Annotated in this window: 15 protein-coding genes; 9 read left to right on the top strand and 6 right to left on the bottom strand. The window is 69.4% G+C overall.

The window, feature by feature from the left end; genetic code table 11:
• The 3 genes from A5780_RS04770 to A5780_RS04760 form a co-directional block, all read right to left on the bottom strand.
• Nucleotides 1-1,186 (bottom strand): hypothetical protein (locus A5780_RS04770; RefSeq protein WP_064907820.1); only part of this gene is annotated, 1,186 nt, incomplete at its 3' end.
• Nucleotides 1,183-1,557, bottom strand: a complete 375-nt coding sequence (locus A5780_RS04765; RefSeq protein WP_030512751.1) for a hypothetical protein — start codon at nt 1,555-1,557, stop codon at nt 1,183-1,185. The genes A5780_RS04770 and A5780_RS04765, both read right to left, overlap by 4 nt.
• Before the next feature lie 217 nt (nt 1,558-1,774).
• Nucleotides 1,775-2,479: an ESX secretion-associated protein EspG gene (locus A5780_RS04760; protein WP_064907819.1), complete on the bottom strand. Its 705-nt coding sequence runs from the start codon at nt 2,477-2,479 to the stop codon at nt 1,775-1,777.
• A gap of 270 nt (nt 2,480-2,749) precedes the next feature.
• Here A5780_RS04760 and A5780_RS04755 point away from each other — a divergent pair, with 270 nt between their 5' ends.
• From A5780_RS04755 to A5780_RS04720, 8 genes are all read left to right on the top strand, one after another.
• Nucleotides 2,750-5,431, top strand: a complete 2,682-nt coding sequence (locus tag A5780_RS04755; RefSeq protein ID WP_231982852.1) for a phosphoenolpyruvate synthase — start codon at nt 2,750-2,752, stop codon at nt 5,429-5,431.
• The gene (locus A5780_RS04750) at nt 5,421-8,783 is read left to right on the top strand and encodes an AMP-binding protein (RefSeq protein WP_064907817.1); all 3,363 of its coding nucleotides are present in this window, start codon (nt 5,421-5,423) and stop codon (nt 8,781-8,783) included. Before A5780_RS04755 ends, A5780_RS04750 begins: the two co-directional genes overlap by 11 nt.
• Nucleotides 8,783-9,034 (top strand): acyl carrier protein, encoded by a 252-nt coding sequence (locus A5780_RS04745; RefSeq protein ID WP_063017697.1) that lies wholly within the window; start codon nt 8,783-8,785, stop codon nt 9,032-9,034. The genes A5780_RS04750 and A5780_RS04745 overlap by 1 nt, the downstream gene beginning before the upstream one ends.
• Nucleotides 9,031-10,125, top strand: a complete 1,095-nt coding sequence (locus tag A5780_RS04740) for an SDR family oxidoreductase (protein WP_063017699.1) — start codon at nt 9,031-9,033, stop codon at nt 10,123-10,125. Before A5780_RS04745 ends, A5780_RS04740 begins: the two co-directional genes overlap by 4 nt.
• Nucleotides 10,122-11,024, top strand: coding sequence for a nucleoside-diphosphate kinase (locus tag A5780_RS04735; RefSeq protein ID WP_064907816.1), 903 nt, complete (start codon nt 10,122-10,124; stop codon nt 11,022-11,024). Before A5780_RS04740 ends, A5780_RS04735 begins: the two co-directional genes overlap by 4 nt.
• The gene (locus A5780_RS04730; protein ID WP_064907815.1) at nt 11,021-11,980 is read left to right on the top strand and encodes a ScbA/BarX family gamma-butyrolactone biosynthesis protein; all 960 of its coding nucleotides are present in this window, start codon (nt 11,021-11,023) and stop codon (nt 11,978-11,980) included. The genes A5780_RS04735 and A5780_RS04730 overlap by 4 nt, the downstream gene beginning before the upstream one ends.
• Nucleotides 11,974-13,029 (top strand): hypothetical protein, encoded by a 1,056-nt coding sequence (locus tag A5780_RS04725; RefSeq protein WP_156769364.1) that lies wholly within the window; start codon nt 11,974-11,976, stop codon nt 13,027-13,029. The genes A5780_RS04730 and A5780_RS04725 overlap by 7 nt, the downstream gene beginning before the upstream one ends.
• Nucleotides 13,030-13,265: 236 nt before the next feature.
• Nucleotides 13,266-13,832, top strand: coding sequence for a hypothetical protein (locus tag A5780_RS04720; protein ID WP_082976287.1), 567 nt, complete (start codon nt 13,266-13,268; stop codon nt 13,830-13,832).
• 12 nt (nt 13,833-13,844) lie between these two features.
• On the opposite strand, the gene A5780_RS04715 is transcribed toward A5780_RS04720, so the two are convergent.
• Both A5780_RS04715 and A5780_RS04710 read right to left on the bottom strand, forming a co-directional pair.
• Complete coding sequence (locus A5780_RS04715) at nt 13,845-14,939, bottom strand: methyltransferase (RefSeq protein ID WP_064902921.1); 1,095 nt, start codon at nt 14,937-14,939, stop codon at nt 13,845-13,847.
• Nucleotides 14,940-15,219: 280 nt separating this feature from the next.
• On the bottom strand, nt 15,220-15,786 hold the full coding sequence (locus tag A5780_RS04710; protein WP_064907814.1) for a helix-turn-helix domain-containing protein: 567 nt from the start codon (nt 15,784-15,786) through the stop codon (nt 15,220-15,222).
• Nucleotides 15,787-15,867: 81 nt separating this feature from the next.
• On the opposite strand from A5780_RS04710, the gene A5780_RS04705 reads away from it, so the two are divergent.
• A complete protein-coding gene (locus tag A5780_RS04705) occupies nt 15,868-17,136 on the top strand; it encodes a S9 family peptidase (RefSeq protein ID WP_064907813.1) in 1,269 nt (422 codons plus the stop codon).
• Nucleotides 17,137-17,186: 50 nt separating this feature from the next.
• Here the strand turns inward: A5780_RS04705 and A5780_RS40630 are convergent.
• On the bottom strand, nt 17,187-17,757 hold a 571-nt coding region (locus tag A5780_RS40630; RefSeq protein WP_064907812.1), incomplete at its 5' end, for a TetR/AcrR family transcriptional regulator.

Here is a 17,757-nt window from a genome sequence, read left to right as displayed (position 1 = left end):
TGCTGGTGGTGCCGGGTGCTGGCCCGTACATGATCGCTTCGTTGTCGGCGAGCTGGATGCGCCGTTCGAGTGTGCCGGAGGGTGGCGGGGGAGCCGGTGCGGTGGTGGCCGGCGGCGCGGCATTCGGATCGGGCGGCGGTGGACCCGGCGGCACCGAACTGTCCGGACCGGACGGTGCGGGCGCCTGCGTCGGGTCGGGCGAGGTAGGAGCGGAGGAGGTCGGGGGCGCCGGGGTCGGCGCCGGGCCCGGATCGTGTGTCGGTGCGGCGGGGGGTGGCGCCGAGGGACTCGGTGCCGGGTCGCCGGGCGCGGGCGCGGGTTGCGTCTGCGAAGGTGCGGGAGCTGGGCTCTCGGGTGCGGGTGCGGGTGCGGGTGCGGGTGCAGGTGCGGGTGCAGGTGCAGACGGCGATTGCGGCGTGGATGCGGATGGCGACGGCGGCGTGGGTGCAGACGGCGAGTGCGGCGTGGGTGTGCCGGGGGCAGTGGCCGAGTCCGGTGCCTGATCGGGTGTCGAGGGCTCCGGCTCGGAAGGCAGTGGGGCGGTGGGGCTTTGGTGTGATTGCGGCCGGTCGCCGTCCGGGCTTGCGGGAGCGCTGGGGCGCGGTCCGCCGGGGTCGGCTTGTGCCGGGGGTTCGGGCAGGGCCGGGACCGCGGTGCCCGCGGCGGAGTAGGCCGGTTTGTAGATCATGTTCATCGTCAGAATCGCCTCTTGACGCATGACCTCCTGGGCGATGCGCGCATCGATCACATGCGCGGCCTCGAGCACCCGGGCGATGGCGCCCACCGGTCCGGAATCGCCCGGCGGCGGTACCGCCATTTTGACAGCTTCCGCGGCTCCGGCGACCGCCCCGAGCCGAGCACCGACCTCACCGAAGACAGCGGCCAACTCGTCGACGGAGGCGGCGAAGCTGTGCGCGCTCGCGGCGGCGGCCTCGGCGGCCGGGCCCTGCCATCCGGCGTGATCCATGATTCGTTCGGCCTGCGATCGGGTGGCGGGCATGGATCCGGTCAGCGTGGCGGCCGCCTCCAACCAGATCAGCGAGGCCTGCAGAATCTCACCGGCCTCGATCTTCTCGGTTCCGGTGTGGATCTGCTCATGCGTCATCGACTCGAAATGTTCCATGGCGCTGATGTATTGGGGGTCGGTGTGCGAAGCGGCCGGCCCGTAACGGAATTCGGCACTCATCGCGACAGTCCGGAGGAGATCGCCCGCAGCGCGGCCGCATGCGCGGAATCGGCCTCCTCGTAGAGCCCGGCGCTGGTCAGGAAGGCCTCTTTCATGCGGTAGGCGGCGGCAATGTACTGGTCGAGCAGTTCGGCCGCATCGCGCGCCTTACGGCCGAAGCCGGCCTGCAGCTGCTGCGCGGAGAAGAAGCCTCCGAAGCCGCTGAGCTGCGACACCGAATCGAGGCGCTGCTGTAGTTCCCGAAGCCGGTCGGCCTGCTGCTGATAGATCTCCGCGCACCCACGCGCGGCCGCAGGATCGAAGGTGACGGTTCCCCCACGCGCGGCCTGCAGGAAACGGGTGATATCGGCCTGGCTGGTCTCGATCGTCATGCGCACCCCTGAGATCGGTCGGTCCGATCAGCCTAATGGGGAACGCCCGAAGGCGGCAGCGGAGCATTACCACGTAGGGCTCCCCATTGGGCTGTAATCACACAGCCCGATGAGGGATGGCCGAGGCGGCTTCCCGGTGAGGCTGCAGGTCGACCCAGCTTACTGGTTCCGGCGATGTCCGGTCAGCCCGAGTTGCCCGAATCCGTGCATGCCACAGTCATCGCGGAATGCGTTTTTGCAGATGAGCGCCGATCTGCTGCCGGCTCGCGGGCACGATGTGGACTTCGTCGCCCGCCTTGATGAGATAGCGCCCGTCGTCGGCGACGTCGATCCAGGTGTAGTACAGCGGTGGGGGTGGTGTGGCCCGGTCCAATCCGGATTCGATGCGGATATGTCCCTCGGCGGTATGCGGTTTCAGCAGCAGGCGGCGTATGCGCGGCGCCGGCGGCGAGGTCGGCCGTGGGCAGTCGTCGTCGCGCACCGCTTCGCTCGGCGCCGAGCGTGCGGGTTCGCCTCCGGCCGGGCACTCGGGCAGCAGGGCGGCGATGCGGGCGCCCAGTTTGGCGGTGTGACCGATCGACAAGCGGATGGATCCGCCGAATCCGGGTGTGCGTCCCGGTTCCTGGATCGCGAGTACGGCGTGGTCGTAGATCGCCGCCGCCACCGCCCGGATTTCGGTTCCCGCGCTGTGCGCGCCCCCGATCGCGACCACGCGGGTGTGCGGCGCGGCGAGGATGCGCAGACAGGCGGACAGGTCGGGGTCCGCGCCGAGCGGCAGCTGTACCTCGAGGGTCTTGCGCAAGGTGGCCGCCTCGTCCTCGGTGCGGGGTGACTCGAGAATGCGAAGCGGGAAGGGATGGCGATCGAGGTCGGTCTCGCGCCAGATGTGCGCGAACTCGTCCGGTGTGAATGTCCAACTCACGCCGAATTACACCCTCCACCGAACGTCACGAGCCTCAACGTAGCGTAGCCGCGCACCCGGCGGGCGGCCAGCCGATCTTGTTCGGAATTCGGTTAACACCGGTGAGCGGGGCCGGTATATCGAGACAACGCCGTGGTGACCGCCTGTGCATCGCGGCATGCCGGATACGTGATCACCGGTATTCCGAAACGTCGACACTTCAGATATATCGTTACGAACTCTGCGAGCGACCGCTGGGCAGGCGCACGGTCCGCGATGACAGGAGACCTGGTGCACGAATCCGAAGCGAGCCTTGCCGAAGCCGCGGAGGCGGGCGGGAAGGCGGCCGGGCTGCGTCGGTTGCGCGATGCGGCGTTGCCGGTGCCGGATTGGCTGGTCGTCGAGCCGGCGCTGTTCGAGCACATGCCGTCCGAGATCGTCACGGCGGCAGCGGATTTCGTGGTCGCCACCGACCTCGACGAGGCGCTGATCCGCGGCGCCCGGCTGCGCGCGAGCATCATGACCGCCACACCTCCGGATGCTCTCGTCGGCGCGATGGACGAGGTGTGGCGGCGTCTCGGCCGTGGGCCGGTGGCGGTCCGGTCGTCTGCGGCTGTGGAGGACGGAACCACGTATTCGTTTGCCGGGCAATTCGATTCGTTCCTGAACGTCTCCGGCGCCGAGGCGATCGCCTCGGTGGTGACGGCCTGCTGGGCCTCGGCGTTGTCGCCGCGGGTGATCACCTACTGTTTCGCGCACGGACTGGCGCTTCCGGAGATGCCGGCGGTCATCGTGCAACGCCTGATCGCGGCGGAGGCCAGCGGTGTGCTGTTCACCTGCGATCCGAGCACCTGCGCTACGGACCGGATGCTGATCAGTGCCGTCTACGGACTGGGCGAAGGGCTGGTCTCCGGTTCGGTGGACGCCGATACCTATGTCGTGGACAAGTTTTCGGGCGAAGTCATCGATACGACCTTGGGAGAGAAGGCGACTCGCTACCGACCCGACGGCGACCAGGGCTGCATCGCGGTGGAGGTCGATCCCGCGCTGCGTTCACGACCGGCGCTCACTCCGGATCAGGTGACCCGGCTGATCGAGGTCGGCCGTCGGATCGAGAGCTCGACCGGCGCCCCGCAGGACGTCGAATGGGCCTTCGATGCGGAAGGCCGGCTCTGGGTGCTGCAGGCACGCCCGGTGACCACCGCGGTCGGAGATTCGTTGCGCGGCGCCGGGGAGGCGGTGCCGGACGGCGACCTGCGAATCTGGGACAACTCCAACATCATCGAGAGTTTCAGCGGGATCACCTCACCGCTCACCTTCACCACCGCGGCCGATATCTACGGCCGGGTGTATCGCGGATACGCCGAATCCCTGGGCGCGCCGCGGGCGCAGGTTGCGCAGACCGACAGCTGGACTCCGGTGCTGCTCGGCTACTTCCACGGCCGCGTCTACTACAACCTGCTGCACTGGTACCGGATGGTCGGCATCGCGCCCGGCTATCCGCTCAACCGCCGTGTCCTCGAGGCCGCGCTCGGCGTGGCCGAACCACTGCCCGACGACATCGCTAAGACGCTGCGCCCGTTCACTTTCGGCAATCCGGTGCGGCGAGTGCTGTCCCGGACGCGCACCACCGCGATCTATCTGCGCCGCATCGCCGGGATCGACGCCATGATGCGGCGGTTCCTCGACGATTTCTACCGCGTCTACGACGATTTCGAATCCCATGACGACAGCGCCGACACCGGCGCCCAGGCCTACGCCCGCTATCGCGAACTCGATCGGGAGCTGGTGCACCGCTGGGGTCCGATGATGGTTCTGGACGCGATGCTGCTGACCCTCACCGGCCTGCTGTACGTGCTCACCCGGCTATTCCTGCCGAAGGCGCCGGAGTGGTTCCTCTACGCCGTCGCGGGGCCCGGGGCCGACGTCGAATCCGCCGAGCCGGCCCGCGCGATGTCCGCCCTCGCCGCCACCGTCCGCGAGAACGCCGAACTGCGCAAACTACTGGAAAGCACTGCCCCGGAAGGTGTGTACGACGCGCTGGTGACGGCGGGCCACGACGAATTCCGGGCGCGCGTCGACGAATACATCGACCGCTACGGCTATCGCAGCCTCGACGAACTGAAGCTCGAGACGCCGGATCTGCGGGAGGATCCGTCGGGCCTGTTCGTCATGGTGCTGGCGGCGCTACCGGAACAGGAGGACCGCGCCGCCGACGACGCGCAACGATATCTCGATGCGCACCTGCGTGGTTGGCGCCGTGCGATCTATGAACGTCTGCGGCGCAAGGTGGCTCGCTGTGCCGCGCATCGGGAGAGTCTGCGCTTCTGCCGTACCCGCGCCTTCGGCATGGTCAAGCGAACAATCCGAATCATGGGACGAGACCTGGTGCGGCGCAATATCATCGACGAATTCTCCGATGTGTTCTACCTGACGCTGCCGCAACTGCGCAGCTGCTACGAGGGCGGCGAGACGGCCGGTCTGCGCGCGGTGGTCGCCGCCCGCAAACAGCAGCGCGCCGCCGACGCGCGCCTGGTCGCGCCGGCCCGCTTCGTCACCCATGGCGGTGGTTTCGGTCCGGCCGAACTCGCGGCGGTCGGCTGGGTGCCGATCACCGACACTCCGGCGGCGACCGCGGGCGCGGTCTTCACCGGGACGCCGTCGGGCGGCGGTATCGGGACGGGACCGGCGGTGGTGGTCGACGAACCGCGCGATGTGGCGGGCGGTGTGCTCGTCACCTATCGAACCGATCCGGGCTGGGTGGCGGTGTTGCCGTCGGCGACCGCACTGGTCGTCGAGCGCGGCAGCCCGCTCACCCATGTCGCCATCGTCGCGCGCGAGCTCGGCGTGCCGACGGTGGTGCAGATTCCGGGCGTCACCAGATCCGTTCGTACCGGTATGCCGTTGCGGGTCGACGGCAGCAGCGGAACCGTCACCGTGCTCGATGAAGGGGAGGCAAGCGATGCCCAGTGAACTGCCGACGACCGGCGACGACCAGGAATTGGTGCGCGGCTGGCTGGTGAATCCCGCCACCGCCACCGGCATCCACCTCGCCGACGAAGCGGACGGCTGGCAGTTCCGCAGCTACGCGGAGCTCGCCGAGCTGACCTGGTCGGTCGCGGGCCGGCTGCGCGAACGGGGGCTCGCGGGCGATGACGAGGCCGGCGTCTGCGTCGTCATGCCGACCGGATTCCCCTGTGTCGCCGCGTTTTACGCCGTCTGGGCCTGCGGCGGGGTGTTCACGCCCATCGCGCCGCCGATGTTCGCCGATGTGGAGCAGTATGTCGCGCATGTCGCGGCGATACTCGACCAAGCCGCGCCCCGCGTGGTCGTCACCTCGGTGGAGCTGGAAGCGCTGGTCCGGCAGGCGATGACCGCGGCCGGGCGCGCCGACGAACCGGTCGTCGTGGCCGAAACCGGGACGCCCGCCGAACGGACGCTCGCGCCCGTGGCCGAGACGGCACTGCTGCAATTCACCTCCGGGTCGACCGGAACCCCGCGCGGGGTGCGCGTGTCGTGGCACAACCTGGCCAACAACATCCGGATGATCAGCCGGCTGATCGACTGGCGGCCCGGCGAGGCGATGGTCTCCTGGCTGCCGCTCTACCACGATATGGGCCTCGTCGGCGCATTCCTCACCACGGTCGCCAATCAGGGGGACCTGTATCTGATGCGGCCCGATCAGTTCGTGCGCGATCCCGCGCGCTGGCTGCGGGCGATGGCGCACGCCCAGCATTCGCCGTCGCCGTCGTTCGCCCTCGGCTATGTCGCACACCGCGTTTCCCCGGACGACATCGCCGATCTGGACCTGTCCGGATGGCGGACCCTCGCGGTCGGTTCCGAACCGGTCGAAGTCGAGGATCTGCGGTCGTTCGCCGAACTCACCGGCGCGCGCGGCTTTTCCGCCCGGGCCTACACCCTCGCCTACGGTCTGGCCGAGGCCACGCTGATGGTCACCTCCTCGGCGCGTGACCGGCCGCTGACGGCCTTGCGCCTCGATACGGCGACCCTGCGGCCCGGTGAGCGGGTGCGAGTCGTCGCGGAGGTCGCACTCGCCGACGATCGGTGGGTGAGCGGCCCGGGCTGGATCACCGGCCTCGGCTTCTCCACTCCCGAATCCACCGTCGTGGTCGTGGACGAGGACGGCCGCGAACTGCCCGACGGGGTGCTCGGGGAGATGGTGGTGATCGGCGATTCGGTCGCACTCGGCTATACCGACGGCACTGGCGGCGCAACACGCATCACCGACGGCCGGCTCTACACCGGCGACGCCGGATTCCGGTATCACGACGAGGTATTCGTGCTGGGCCGGATGGGCACGAGCCTGAAGGTCCGGGGACGTTCGGTGTTCATGGAGGACATCGAATCGCGGGTGGCCCGCGAAACCGGTATCACCAAGGGCAAGCTCGCGGCGGTCTCGCTGACCGGCGGCGCCACACCCGGCATCGTGCTGTTCGCCGAAACCGCGCCGGGGGAGTGGATTGCCCGAGCCCGGACCGTGGTGCGGGGCGAACTGGGGCCCGCGGGCACCGTGGGCGTCGTCACCGGACCGCGCGGCTTCATCCGCCGCACCTCGAGCGGCAAACCGCGCCGCCGCCACATGTGGCAGCTGTATACCGAGGGGCGTTTGGCGGGCGCCACCGAACATCCCGCCACCGACACCACCACGACGGGTCTGTCCACCGAGCCCGCGCTGCCGCTCGATCGTGCCGAGCGGCTGCTGGCCGCCGCACTGGAAACGGTCTCGATCCCGCCGAATTCCGCCGCTCTGTTCGAGGGGTCGCTGGCGGAGGGGTTCGGCAACGAGGGTTCCGATATCGACTTCCTGATCGTGGCACCCGGTGCCGAGGAGATGCCGACGCTACCGACCGTGGTGTTCGCCGACGGCCGTCGCATCGAGATCCGCACCCGGTCCGAGGCGCAACTGCGGGCGCAACTCGCGCGGGTGGCCGGTGCGGACGGCGCCGGTGACCTCGACGAGGACGTGCTGAACCGGTGTCAGCGGTTCCGGAACGCGACGGTGGTGCGGTCGAGCGCGGCCGTGGATCTGGACGGGTTGTCGGCGCTGCTGCCCGCCGGCACCTTCGCGGCGACCGTGTCCGACTGGTGGGCTCGGCGCAGCCGGCACGCGCTGTGGTTCGCGGTCGCGTTGCACGCGATGGGCGCCGACGCGGAAGCCGACGGGTGGGCCCGCGACGGCCTGCTCCAAGCCGTCAAATCGTGGGGCGCGACGCGCGGGGAAACCTATATCGAGACGAAATGGCTTCCGCGACAGCTCGATCGAATAGCGTCGGTCGATCCGGGCGCCGCCGAGCTGATCGACGCCTACCGTGGTCTTCCGGACACCGCGACACTCGACGAGCTGCTCGCACTGGCTCGGCGATTCGGCATCGCGGACGTCGCCGATGATCCCGACCGGATTCTGCTGGCCCGGATCGACGGCGTGACCACCTGGCCTATCGGGGACCGGATCCATGTCCTGCGCGACGACACCGATGTCTTCGCGCTCTCGGCTCGCGGTGCCGCGGCCTGGCGTGCCGTCGTCGCCCGCAAATCGGTCGCCGACATCCTGCGCCGGTCGCCGATCGGGACCGAACTCGCCGAATTCGTCCGCCTGGGCTTCGTCGGACTGGCTCTGCGCGGCGGCGAGATACTGCGTCCCGCGCTCGCCATGTGCAAACCGCTACGCCCCGTCACGCCGATTCCGTCCACGCGGATGCCCGCGCTCGGACTCGCCGGCGGCGGCGCGGACGGGGATATCGCGACCCTGTCACCGCTGCCGGCCCGGCGCTTCGTCGCCTGTGCGATGGAGGTGGTCTGGTCGAACGTGGTCCTGGAGAACGCGCGCGAGGATCTGATGGGCGCGGTCAAGGCGGGCCAGGGTGCGGTTGCCGATATCGCGGCGCATCGCACGATCGCCATGTGTGTGCGAATGGTGCTGTCCACCTACGGTATTCACCCGCTACCCGCGGACGTCGCGCCCGGTCCGACGCTGACCGCGCTGGTGCCGGATGCGGGATCGCTGCGGGAGCTGGTCGACCGCGCGTCGGCACTGCGCTTCTCCGCGGTCCTCGGATCGGGTGCGAGCGGCCTGGACGAGCTGGCCGTGCTGGACGAACTCGCTGCGGCCGTGCGAGAGATCGCCGGTGGCACGCAGTTCCCGGCGTCGTTCGATTCGCGGGAGCAATGGCGGCGCACCCTCGACATCAGCTACGACTGGCTGCGCCCGGCCGCCTACCTCGACACCGAACTGCCCCTCGACGAGGCCCGCGACCTGCTCGGCTCGGGCGGGCAGCAACCCCACCAGCACGACGGAGGACAGTGATGACGAATGTGGACAGCCCAGTGGCGGAACGGGTTCGCCGACTCGTCGTCGCGATGGCGCCGGCGCCGCCCGCCGAACCGGGTGACCGGTTGCGGCTGATCGAGGATCTCGGCTTCGACTCGCTGCGCTTGATGGAGCTGACGCTGGTCCTCGAACAGGCCTTCGACCTACCGCGCTACCGCCCCGAACAGCTGGCCGGCGTGCGCCGCATCGGGGATGTGGTGACTCTGATCGAGGGGGTGGGATTGTGACCGGCCACGACGCCGTACTGGTGACCGGCGCGGGCGGCCTGGTCGGCGCCGAGGTGGTGGCGCGCCTCGGTGCGGCGGGACGGCCCGTTGTCGGTGTGCTGCACAGCACTTCGCGGATCGTCGGCAACGACGGTTCGCAGCTGGACGGCATCGAGACGGTGCGCGGCGATATCCGGCGGCTGGGGTTCGGCCTGTCCCGGCACGACGCCGCCGAACTCGGTTCCCGCGTCGGCATGATCGTGCACGCCGCCGCGACCACCGCTTTCGATGCCACCGCCGGCGACTACGAGGAACTGAACGTGCGCGGCACCGCGCACGCGATCGAGCTGGCGCTGCGCTGGGACGTGCCGCTGGTGTACGTGAGCACCGCCTATGTCTGCGGGATGCGGACCGGTGTCGTCGCCGAGGCGGAACTCGACGTCGGGCAAGCGTTCGGAAACGGCTACGAGGACAGTAAGTTCCGTGCCGAACGGCAGGTGCGTTGCACACCGGGACTGCGCTGGGCGGTCGTGCGCCCCGGTGTCGTCACCGGCGCCGCCGGCACCGGCGTGATCCGTGACTACAAGAACCTCTACACGGTGGTGAAGTTGATCGTCGAGGGCAAACTGCGTTCGCTGCCCGGCCGCTACGACGCCACGATCGCACTCGCCCCGGTCGACTTCGTCGCCGATGTGATCACCGCCGCCGCCACCGACTTCGAATCCGCTGTGGGACAGACCTTTCACGCCGTCGGCGCCGATGCGCTGTCGCTGCGCGATATCTCGGACGTCCTCGCCGAATATCCGTCCTTCCACGTCGCGACCTTCGTTCCCGAAGCCACCTTCTCGGTGGACGACCTGGAACCGCTGGAACGTGAATACTTCCAGCGCATCGGCGCGCTCTATACGAGCTACTTCGCCCGCCGCCCGCTGTTCGACACCACCGCGACCCACGCCCTGCTCGGACGGGATTGTCCCGCGACCGGCAAGCCGTATCTGCGAGTGCTCCTGGACCACTGCCTGGAAAGCGGCTACCTCGGCGATCCGCTGCCCTCGGTACCGGAGGTGCTGGCGCGCTTCACCTCGGGCGCGAAGACGGGAGGCAGCCGATGAACCTGGCGCAACTGCTGGCGGCGTCGACACCGCTGCCGGACAAGGCGGCCGCCTATGCCGAGGACACCTACGTCCAGGAGACCGTCGACCACCTCGGTGCGGCCGGACTCGACGCGGCCGAATTCTCCCGCCGATACTCACTGCTGCTGCTGAAACCGGACGCGATCGTGGCCCGGGCGGTCGAACCGACCCTGCAGTGGTTGCGGGACAACGACTTCCGTGTCGTGGCGTCCCGTATCTGCGCGGTCGACCGGCATCTGGTGCGCGCGCTGTGGTATTTCGCGTGGAATATCGCCTCGCCGGAGCGGCGGCGACTGGCCGATCTGCTGACCGAGATTTCCGACGCGCTGGTCCTCGTCGTCTCCGGCGAACCGGAGGCGCTGCCGACCTCGGTGCGGCTCACGGCGGCCAAGGGACCGACCGATCCGGGTAAGCGGCAGCCGGGCGAATTACGTTATGTTCTGGGCAGATACAGCTATCTGCTGAATCTGGTGCACTCGCCGGACGATCCGGCCGATGTGCTGCGGGAGTTCGCGATCTACTTCGACACCGACACCCGCGCGCGAGTGCTGCGTGAGATCGGGACCGGGCAGGACCGCGGTGCCGAAGCCGCCGCCTGCGCCGTGAAGCTGTACTCCCGCACTCCCGCACGGGTTTTCACGCGTTCCGCCGCCACCGCGCGTCTGCTCGCCGACCTCGGCGACGTTCCGGCGGACTTCGATCCCGATCGGGACGAGGACTGTGCGCTGCTGTTGCGGCGCGCCTGGGCCACGGGCCGTTCGATCGATCCGTGGTCGGCCATCGTCCTCGGCTCCCAGGTACTTCCCATGCGCAACGGCGGGCGGCGCCAGACCCTGCCCCCGGTATCCGCACACGACTGGTTGGAGGCACGACCATGACGATCGACACCGCGACCATCCCGACCGCGAGCCATGTGCACACCATCTCCCGCCATCTCGCCCACCGCTGCGCGGTATCGGAAGTCTTCGTCACCTCCCTGCACGCCGCGCGGTCCGACGAATTCGTGGTCGGCGCCCAGCTACCGCGCATGCACGCCTTCTACGGCGACCACCTGGCACCCTGGGACGGCAGCTACGACCCCCTGCTGGTGATGGAGGCGGCCCGCCAGGCGGCAATCGCGCTCACGCACGAATACTTCGGCGTTCCACAGGATTTCGGCTTCGTGGTGCGCACCTTCAACGGTGCGGTCGCCGAGAGCGACAACTGGGCGATCGGGCCCGCGCCCGCGGATCTTGTGATGTCGGTGCAGATTTCGCGCCGCCATCGGCGCGGCGAGGTGCTGCAGGGTGTGGATATGGTGCTCGACATCGAATGCGGGGGAGTGCCGCTGATGATCGTGGACGGATCCTTCACCTGGGTGTCGCCGTCGCGCTGGGAGGCGCTGCGCGGCGGTTTGCGCACCGCACTGGGGCTCGGCGACATCGGCGCCGCGCTGCCACCCGGGCAGTCGGCCGAGGCGACCGACGTGGGCCGGGCCAACGCGCGCAATGTGGTGATCGGCCCGCTGCGACGGGTGGGCGCGGCGGCGGGCGCCGAGCTGGTGATCGACACCGGGCATCCGATCCTGTTCGACCACCCGGTGGATCACGTGCCCGGCAGTGTGCTGCTCGAGGCGGCACGTCAGACGGTCACCGCGATGGCGGTGTCGGAGCCGGGCCGGCTGATCGGGGTCTCCAGTTCCTTCGAGCGGTTCGTGGAACTGGACCACCGCGCCGAATGTGTGGCGCGCGCCTCGGATTCCGTTCCGGGACAGATCGATTGCGAAATCCACCAATGCGGTGGGGTGGCCGCGCGCATCGGCCTGCGTTACGACACCGACGAGGCGGAATGCTGAGCGGTTCCGCCGCGCCCGCCGGCCGGTCGGAGCAGGAAGTGTCCGCGAACCGATATCGAGCGTCCGGATCGGCCCTCGTGCGGATCGCGCGGTTCACCGTCGCGCGCTACGAAACGCATCATCTGCTCTACGCGGTCCTGTTCGTCGGCGCTGTGGAGGGCACCGCGGCCGTGGTGTCGCATCCGGACTCCGCATGGCGCCCGGGATGGGCGACGGCGGTGCGCGTCGTCGTCGTCGCGCTCCTGCTGCTGTATCTGCGCATGGTGGACGAGATCAAGGACCTCGACTACGACCGCGTGCACAATCCGGAGCGGCCGCTGGTCACGGGGGCGGTAGGGGTCGGCGAACTGTGGGTCGCGATCGGGGTGATCGCGGTGGCGCTGACCGTGGTGTCGTCGCTGCTGTCGTGGTGGTCCGCGGCCCTCGTCGTCGCCGCGATGGGGTACGGCCTCGCGCTGTGGGGGCTGGAAAGCGTGTCGGCGCGGATACGCGGCGACCTGCTGCTGAACCTGGCCGTGACCTACCCGGTGCAGTTGTGGATCATCGCCTACCTCGTGCGCTCGGCGATCGATACCGGTCAGGTCGAAAGTGGTTGGCGGACAGCCTGGGTCGCACTGATCTTCGCGGCCGCGTTCCTGCACTTCGAATTCGCGCGCAAGACGGTGGCCGACGTCAGGCCGGGGCAGTGGTACTACTCGAATGTGCTGGGAGTGCGGGGGAGCGTCGTCGCGACCGTGGGTTTCGCGGCCCTCGCGGTCGGTGCCGATGTGTTGCTCAGCCGACCGTGGGACCATCCGCTGCCGTGGGCGCTGCTGCTGTGGATACCGGTGGGACTGTTGCTACTTCCGGCCCTGGCGGCAGGCTCGTTCCTCACCAGGACATCGGTCTCGCCGTCGCCGCCCGAACCTGTCCGAGCCGGTCCGGCGTCGTCCGGTGAATCGGGCGGGGAGTCGGATTCGGCCACCCCCGCGTATCCCGTCATCCCGGCTGTGGTATTCGTACTGGTGTTGTATCTGATTCTCATCGTCACGGCCGTGACCTGGCGATAGTTCCCATGGCGGACAGGGGTTCACGGCCCAGGGGCATCGGAAGGCCACTGAAAGGGCAGTGACCGGGCCGCCGCGAGCGCGCACGCTTGGGAGTAGCACCCGGCGCCGCAGGATTGCCCCCTTCGCATCGTGCGGCACACCGGATCCGGCGCGGTTTGCCCTTGCCGCGTCGGGCTCGCGGTCCGGTGTCTCGTTCGTGGCGTCGGGTGCAACCACGACCCTTCCGGAGGTATCCGATGTCCGCCGCCCCGCAGCCGTACGGCCGCGCCGCGCGGACCGGCCCGGGTGGGCTGCGCGGCCGGTGCGCCGCCGCGGTGGACCGGGGCGCCGTGGGGACGGGCGCCCCGGGCACGGCCGCCGAACTGCACCCCGGAATACCCGACGGGCACGAACTACTCGCCGCCTGCTGCGGTCATATCGGCGACCAGGCCGACGACCATCCGGTCACCCGGGCCGCCCGCCAACTGGCCGAACTCCACCTCGTCCGCCGTCGCTCCCCGGTGCGCGCAGCGGAGATCGACTGCCGTAGAAGGGAAATCGTCGTCCACATCGACCGCTGGGTCAGCGACCGCACCGGCGCCCCGGCGCATGCGCGGTCCCTCGGCGCGGCTGTCGACGGACTCGCCGCCGCGCAGGTGCGCGCCACGGTCCTGCTGCGCGACGCCGAGACGGTCGACGACGAACGAATCCGGGCCGCATGGTTTCTGGTCGGCTCCCTCGCCAATTGGTGGGGCGAACTGGTCGAGCAGCATGTCGGCAATGTCCGCCCGTATCCGCGCCGGCGGCCGCGCGGTCCGCGATAGCGCGGGCGGCCCTTATACCGGTCGCGCCTCGATCACGGATTCCGGTGACACCGTCTCGGTGATGCGGGTCAGCTCGAAACCGCAGCGCGCGAGCAGAGCGCGGTAGTCACCGGCGCTGCGCTCGCGGCCGCCGCTGTTGATCAACATCTCCAGGTCGGTGTACTTGCCCGGATGCGGCCGATTGTCCTGGGGCAGCACGATTTCCACGATGATCAGCCGGGCGGCCGGGGCCATCGCGGCGCGTACGGTGCGCAGGATCTGCTCGGCGCGCGCATCCGGCCAATCGTGAATCACGTGTTTGAGCAGATACGCGTCCGCTCCCGCGGGAACCGATTCGAAGAAGGACCCCGGCGCCACCTGGGCTCGCCCGTCGAACCCGGCGGCCGCGAACCGCTCCGCCGCACCGGCCACCACATCGGGCAGGTCGAACAGGATGCCCCGGGTGCCGGGTGCGCGCGAGAGGATCTCGGAGAGCATCGCGCCGCGTCCGCCGCCGACGTCCACGATCGTCGCAAAGCGTCCGAAATCGTAAGCGGCGAACAAGGATTCCGTGGTGAGCGATCCGATGCTGGTCATCGCGCGGTCGAACAGATCACCGAATCGACGGTCGGTGCGGATGTATTCGAAGAAGGGCGCCCCGTCCAGCTGTGGCCCCACCGGCTTGCCGGTCCGCACCGCATCGACCACATGTGTCCAATGCGCCCGGTGCGTGGCCGAGCCGAAGAACAGTGCGGCATCACGCAGCGATTCCGGGGAGTCGCTGCACAGCGCACGAGCGGGCGCGGTGAGCCCGTACCGTCCGTCGCGCCGCTGAGCGAAGATGCCGTGACTGATGAGCAGCCGCAACAGCCGGCGCAGCGCGTCCTCGTCCGCTCCCACACGCCGCGCCAGCTCGGCGCCGGTGAGCGGTCCCCGCGCCAGCTCATCGGCGATCCCCAGTGCCGCCGCCGCGTGAATCGCCTGCGCCAGCCACCCCGCCGCCAGCAACTCCATCAACGACAGCGGCGCCGGCGCCAACCGCCGATAGGCTTCGCCGAGCGCGTAGCGAACGGTCTCGACGGCCCGCACCACCGGCAGCGGCGGCAATTTCGGTAGCCCGAACACCATGCACAACTCCTCCGATAGGCGGACAGGGTCGCGCTCCGCAGCCTACGGCGTAAAACGGAAACGCGGCCACCGTACCGCGGGGGACGGTGGAGACTGCGCGTAGCGGCAGGCTCTCCTCGGTCAGGTGTTGTCGGCGCTTGTGGTCAGGATGAAGCTGACTGCGGGGGCTCCGGCGTCGGTGTTGGTCGGATCAGGGCCCTCATCGGGGGGCGATTTCGGGCAGTGCGCGCGGATCGGGGAGTGGCCGGGGCATGGCACCCCATGCGGTGTCCGCTGCGTCTCACTCGGTGGTGCCGACCCCGTTCCGGCTCTCGGTGTGCGGGTGGCCGATCGGAAAAAGTATGGGGCTCAACAAATATTGTGTCCGGCCGTCGGCCGGCTCGTTGTGCAGGCGCGGAACGATCGCGGCACGCAAATCGGCGATGAGGTCCGCCAGCTCGTCCGAGTCGAGCCACAGGGCATGCTGGCGGTACCCGACGGAGTCGGTTGCGGGATCGGCGTTCTCGCGATCGAGATAGGCGTTGAACTCCGCGAGCAGGGTGGTCATCGCGGTGGTGAAGACGGCGCGATGCTCGTCACGGCTCGCGGCGGCCACCGCGTCGGTGTCGATGACGGCCCGCTCGCGGCGCAACCGGTAATGCCGCTCCACCGCCCCGCGCACCCGCCGCTCCTCGGTCACCTCGAGAACCCCGCCACCGGTCAGGAGATCCACGTGGCGATAGATCGTGGCCTTCGAGACGTCGGGAAGGCGCGCGCACAACTGCGCGGTGGTCAGCGTATGGCCGCCGGACATCGCGTGCACGATGCGCAGGCGCACCGGATGTGCCAGCAGTTCGATCGGTCCCATTGGCAAATATTCTCATTCTTGCTACCTTTCTCAAAGTTGAGAACGATACCTGCCGCGATCTGCGGTGTAAGGGAGGACCCGATGAACCGCAACGACGCCGCAGTGGGTGAGGCCGTGGTCCGGATGCTGTGCGCGGGCCGATTCGGCGAGGCCTACGAGCATTTCGGGACTCCGCTGCGCGCACTGCTGTCGCCGGAAAACCTCACCGCCGCTTGGCATCGGGAGATCGGGCCGGGTGCGACGCCCGGTGCCGCGGAGGTTCGCGACGGCGTAGTGGCGGTGCCGGTCCCGGACCGGGAGGCGACGATCCTCATGTCGGTCGTGCGCGGGAAACTGAGCGGCCTGCGCATCGCGCACGATGTGCCGCCGTGGCAACCGCCGCACTACGCCGACTCGGCGGCGTTCGACGAGGAGGAGATCGCCCTCGAGACCGCGGTCGGTCCGGTCCCGGGCACGGTGAGCGTTCCGCGTCGAACCGCCACGCGGCATCCTGCGGTCGTATTGCTCAGTGGCGGTGGACCTTTCGATCGAGACGGTACAGCCGGTGCGAACAAGACGATGAAGGACATCGCCTGGGGCCTGGCGACCGGCGGGCTTGTCGTGCTGCGCTTCGACAAGCCGAGTCATCTCGAAGCGGCGCGCGGTGGGAACTGGGCGGACATCACTCCGACCGCCGATTACGTGCCGCCGGCGGTCGCGGCCGTGCGGGCCCTGCGGGCGCGTGCCGATGTCGATCCGTGCCGGATCTTCGTCCTCGGGCACAGCATGGGTGGCAGATACGCCCCGCGCGTCGCGGCGGCCGAACCGGCGATCGCCGGTGTGATCCTGCTGGCCGCCGATACTCAGCCGATGCAGCGCGCGGCCGTGCGCGTCGCCCGTTATCTGACGGCGGTCGCGCCGGAGTCCGCGCGAGCGGTGCTGCCGGATCCCGGGGAACTACTCGTCCAGGCCGAACGAGTGGAACGCGCCGATTTGTCCGAATCCACTCCGGCCGGTGAGTTGCCCCTGGGGCTGGCGGCCGGCACCTGGCTGGACCTGCGCGAATACGACCCGGTCGCCACCGCGCTCGCGGTGCGCAAGCCCATGTTCATCGCTCAGGGCGGACGCGATTATCAGGTCACCGTCGCCGACGATCTGGCCGGATGGCGGCAAGCTTTCGACGGCCGAGGCGACGTGGACATTCGCGTCTACGAATCCGACGACCACATGTTCTTCGCGGGAAGCGGTCCGTCCACGCCGTCGGATTACGAAGCGCCACAACATGTCGACGAGGCTGTGGTCGCCGACATCGCAGCCTGGGTGGCGGCGGCCGCGGAGGCGGGGGCCGAGGCGGCAAGCGGGCGATCGTAAGGGCGCGGCTGCGAGTCGGAACGAGGGACGCCGAATGGTTGGAGCTGAACTCAGCCCCGGCGCGCCCGTCGTTCGTTCGGTTCGCCGGGCCGAGCGGCCGAAAGTGTCCGAGCGGCCGAGGATTCCGCTACCGACGCGATCTCGGGGTCTCCGGTGATGCCCGCGGTGACGATGGCCCCCTCGGCGAGCAGGTAGATCGCGTCGGCGGCGTCGGTCCCGGTCGCGTCCACCCATTCGGCGATCATGGTGCGAAACGCCGCCTTGTGCGAGCGCACTTCCGCCAGCACGGCCGGGGAGTCGGCGCCGAGCTCACCGTGGATATTGATCCACGCGCAGCCGCGAAACCCGTTCTCGCCGAACCACTCCCGAAGCCACTCGAAGATCGCGAGCACTCGCCGCGTGGGGTCCTCGTACCGTTCGACATGCTCGGCCAGCGCCTGTCGCCACCGCTCGTCGCGGCGGCGCAGCATCGCCACGACGAGGTACTCCTTGGTGGGGAACATGGAGTAGATCCGCTTCAGCGACAGGCCGGACACTTCGCGGATCCGGTCCATGCCCGCCGCGCTCAGCGCCGAACGCAATGCCTCCGACCGCACGGCGCTGCTCGACGCCGCCGAGCGG

This window comes from Nocardia sp. 852002-20019_SCH5090214, from assembly GCF_001665865.1.
Lineage (GTDB): Bacteria > Actinomycetota > Actinomycetes > Mycobacteriales > Mycobacteriaceae > Nocardia > Nocardia nova.
This window is presented reverse-complemented; position numbering and strand designations above follow the sequence as displayed.

What these genes read in the sequence shown, in the direction of transcription:
- A5780_RS04765 (WP_030512751.1), bottom strand. Translation starts at nt 1,557, where the DNA reads ATGACGATCGAGACCAGCCAGGCCGATATCACCCGTTTCCTGCAGGCC.
- A5780_RS04750 (WP_064907817.1), top strand. Translation starts at nt 5,421, where the DNA reads ATGCCCAGTGAACTGCCGACGACCGGCGACGACCAGGAATTGGTGCGC.
- A5780_RS04745 (WP_063017697.1), top strand. Translation starts at nt 8,783, where the DNA reads ATGACGAATGTGGACAGCCCAGTGGCGGAACGGGTTCGCCGACTCGTC.
- A5780_RS04735 (WP_064907816.1), top strand. Translation starts at nt 10,122, where the DNA reads ATGAACCTGGCGCAACTGCTGGCGGCGTCGACACCGCTGCCGGACAAG.
- A5780_RS04730 (WP_064907815.1), top strand. Translation starts at nt 11,021, where the DNA reads ATGACGATCGACACCGCGACCATCCCGACCGCGAGCCATGTGCACACC.
- A5780_RS04725 (WP_156769364.1), top strand. Translation starts at nt 11,974, where the DNA reads ATGCTGAGCGGTTCCGCCGCGCCCGCCGGCCGGTCGGAGCAGGAAGTG.
- A5780_RS04720 (WP_082976287.1), top strand. Translation starts at nt 13,266, where the DNA reads ATGTCCGCCGCCCCGCAGCCGTACGGCCGCGCCGCGCGGACCGGCCCG.
- A5780_RS04715 (WP_064902921.1), bottom strand. Translation starts at nt 14,939, where the DNA reads ATGGTGTTCGGGCTACCGAAATTGCCGCCGCTGCCGGTGGTGCGGGCC.
- A5780_RS04710 (WP_064907814.1), bottom strand. Translation starts at nt 15,786, where the DNA reads ATGGGACCGATCGAACTGCTGGCACATCCGGTGCGCCTGCGCATCGTG.
- A5780_RS04705 (WP_064907813.1), top strand. Translation starts at nt 15,868, where the DNA reads ATGAACCGCAACGACGCCGCAGTGGGTGAGGCCGTGGTCCGGATGCTG.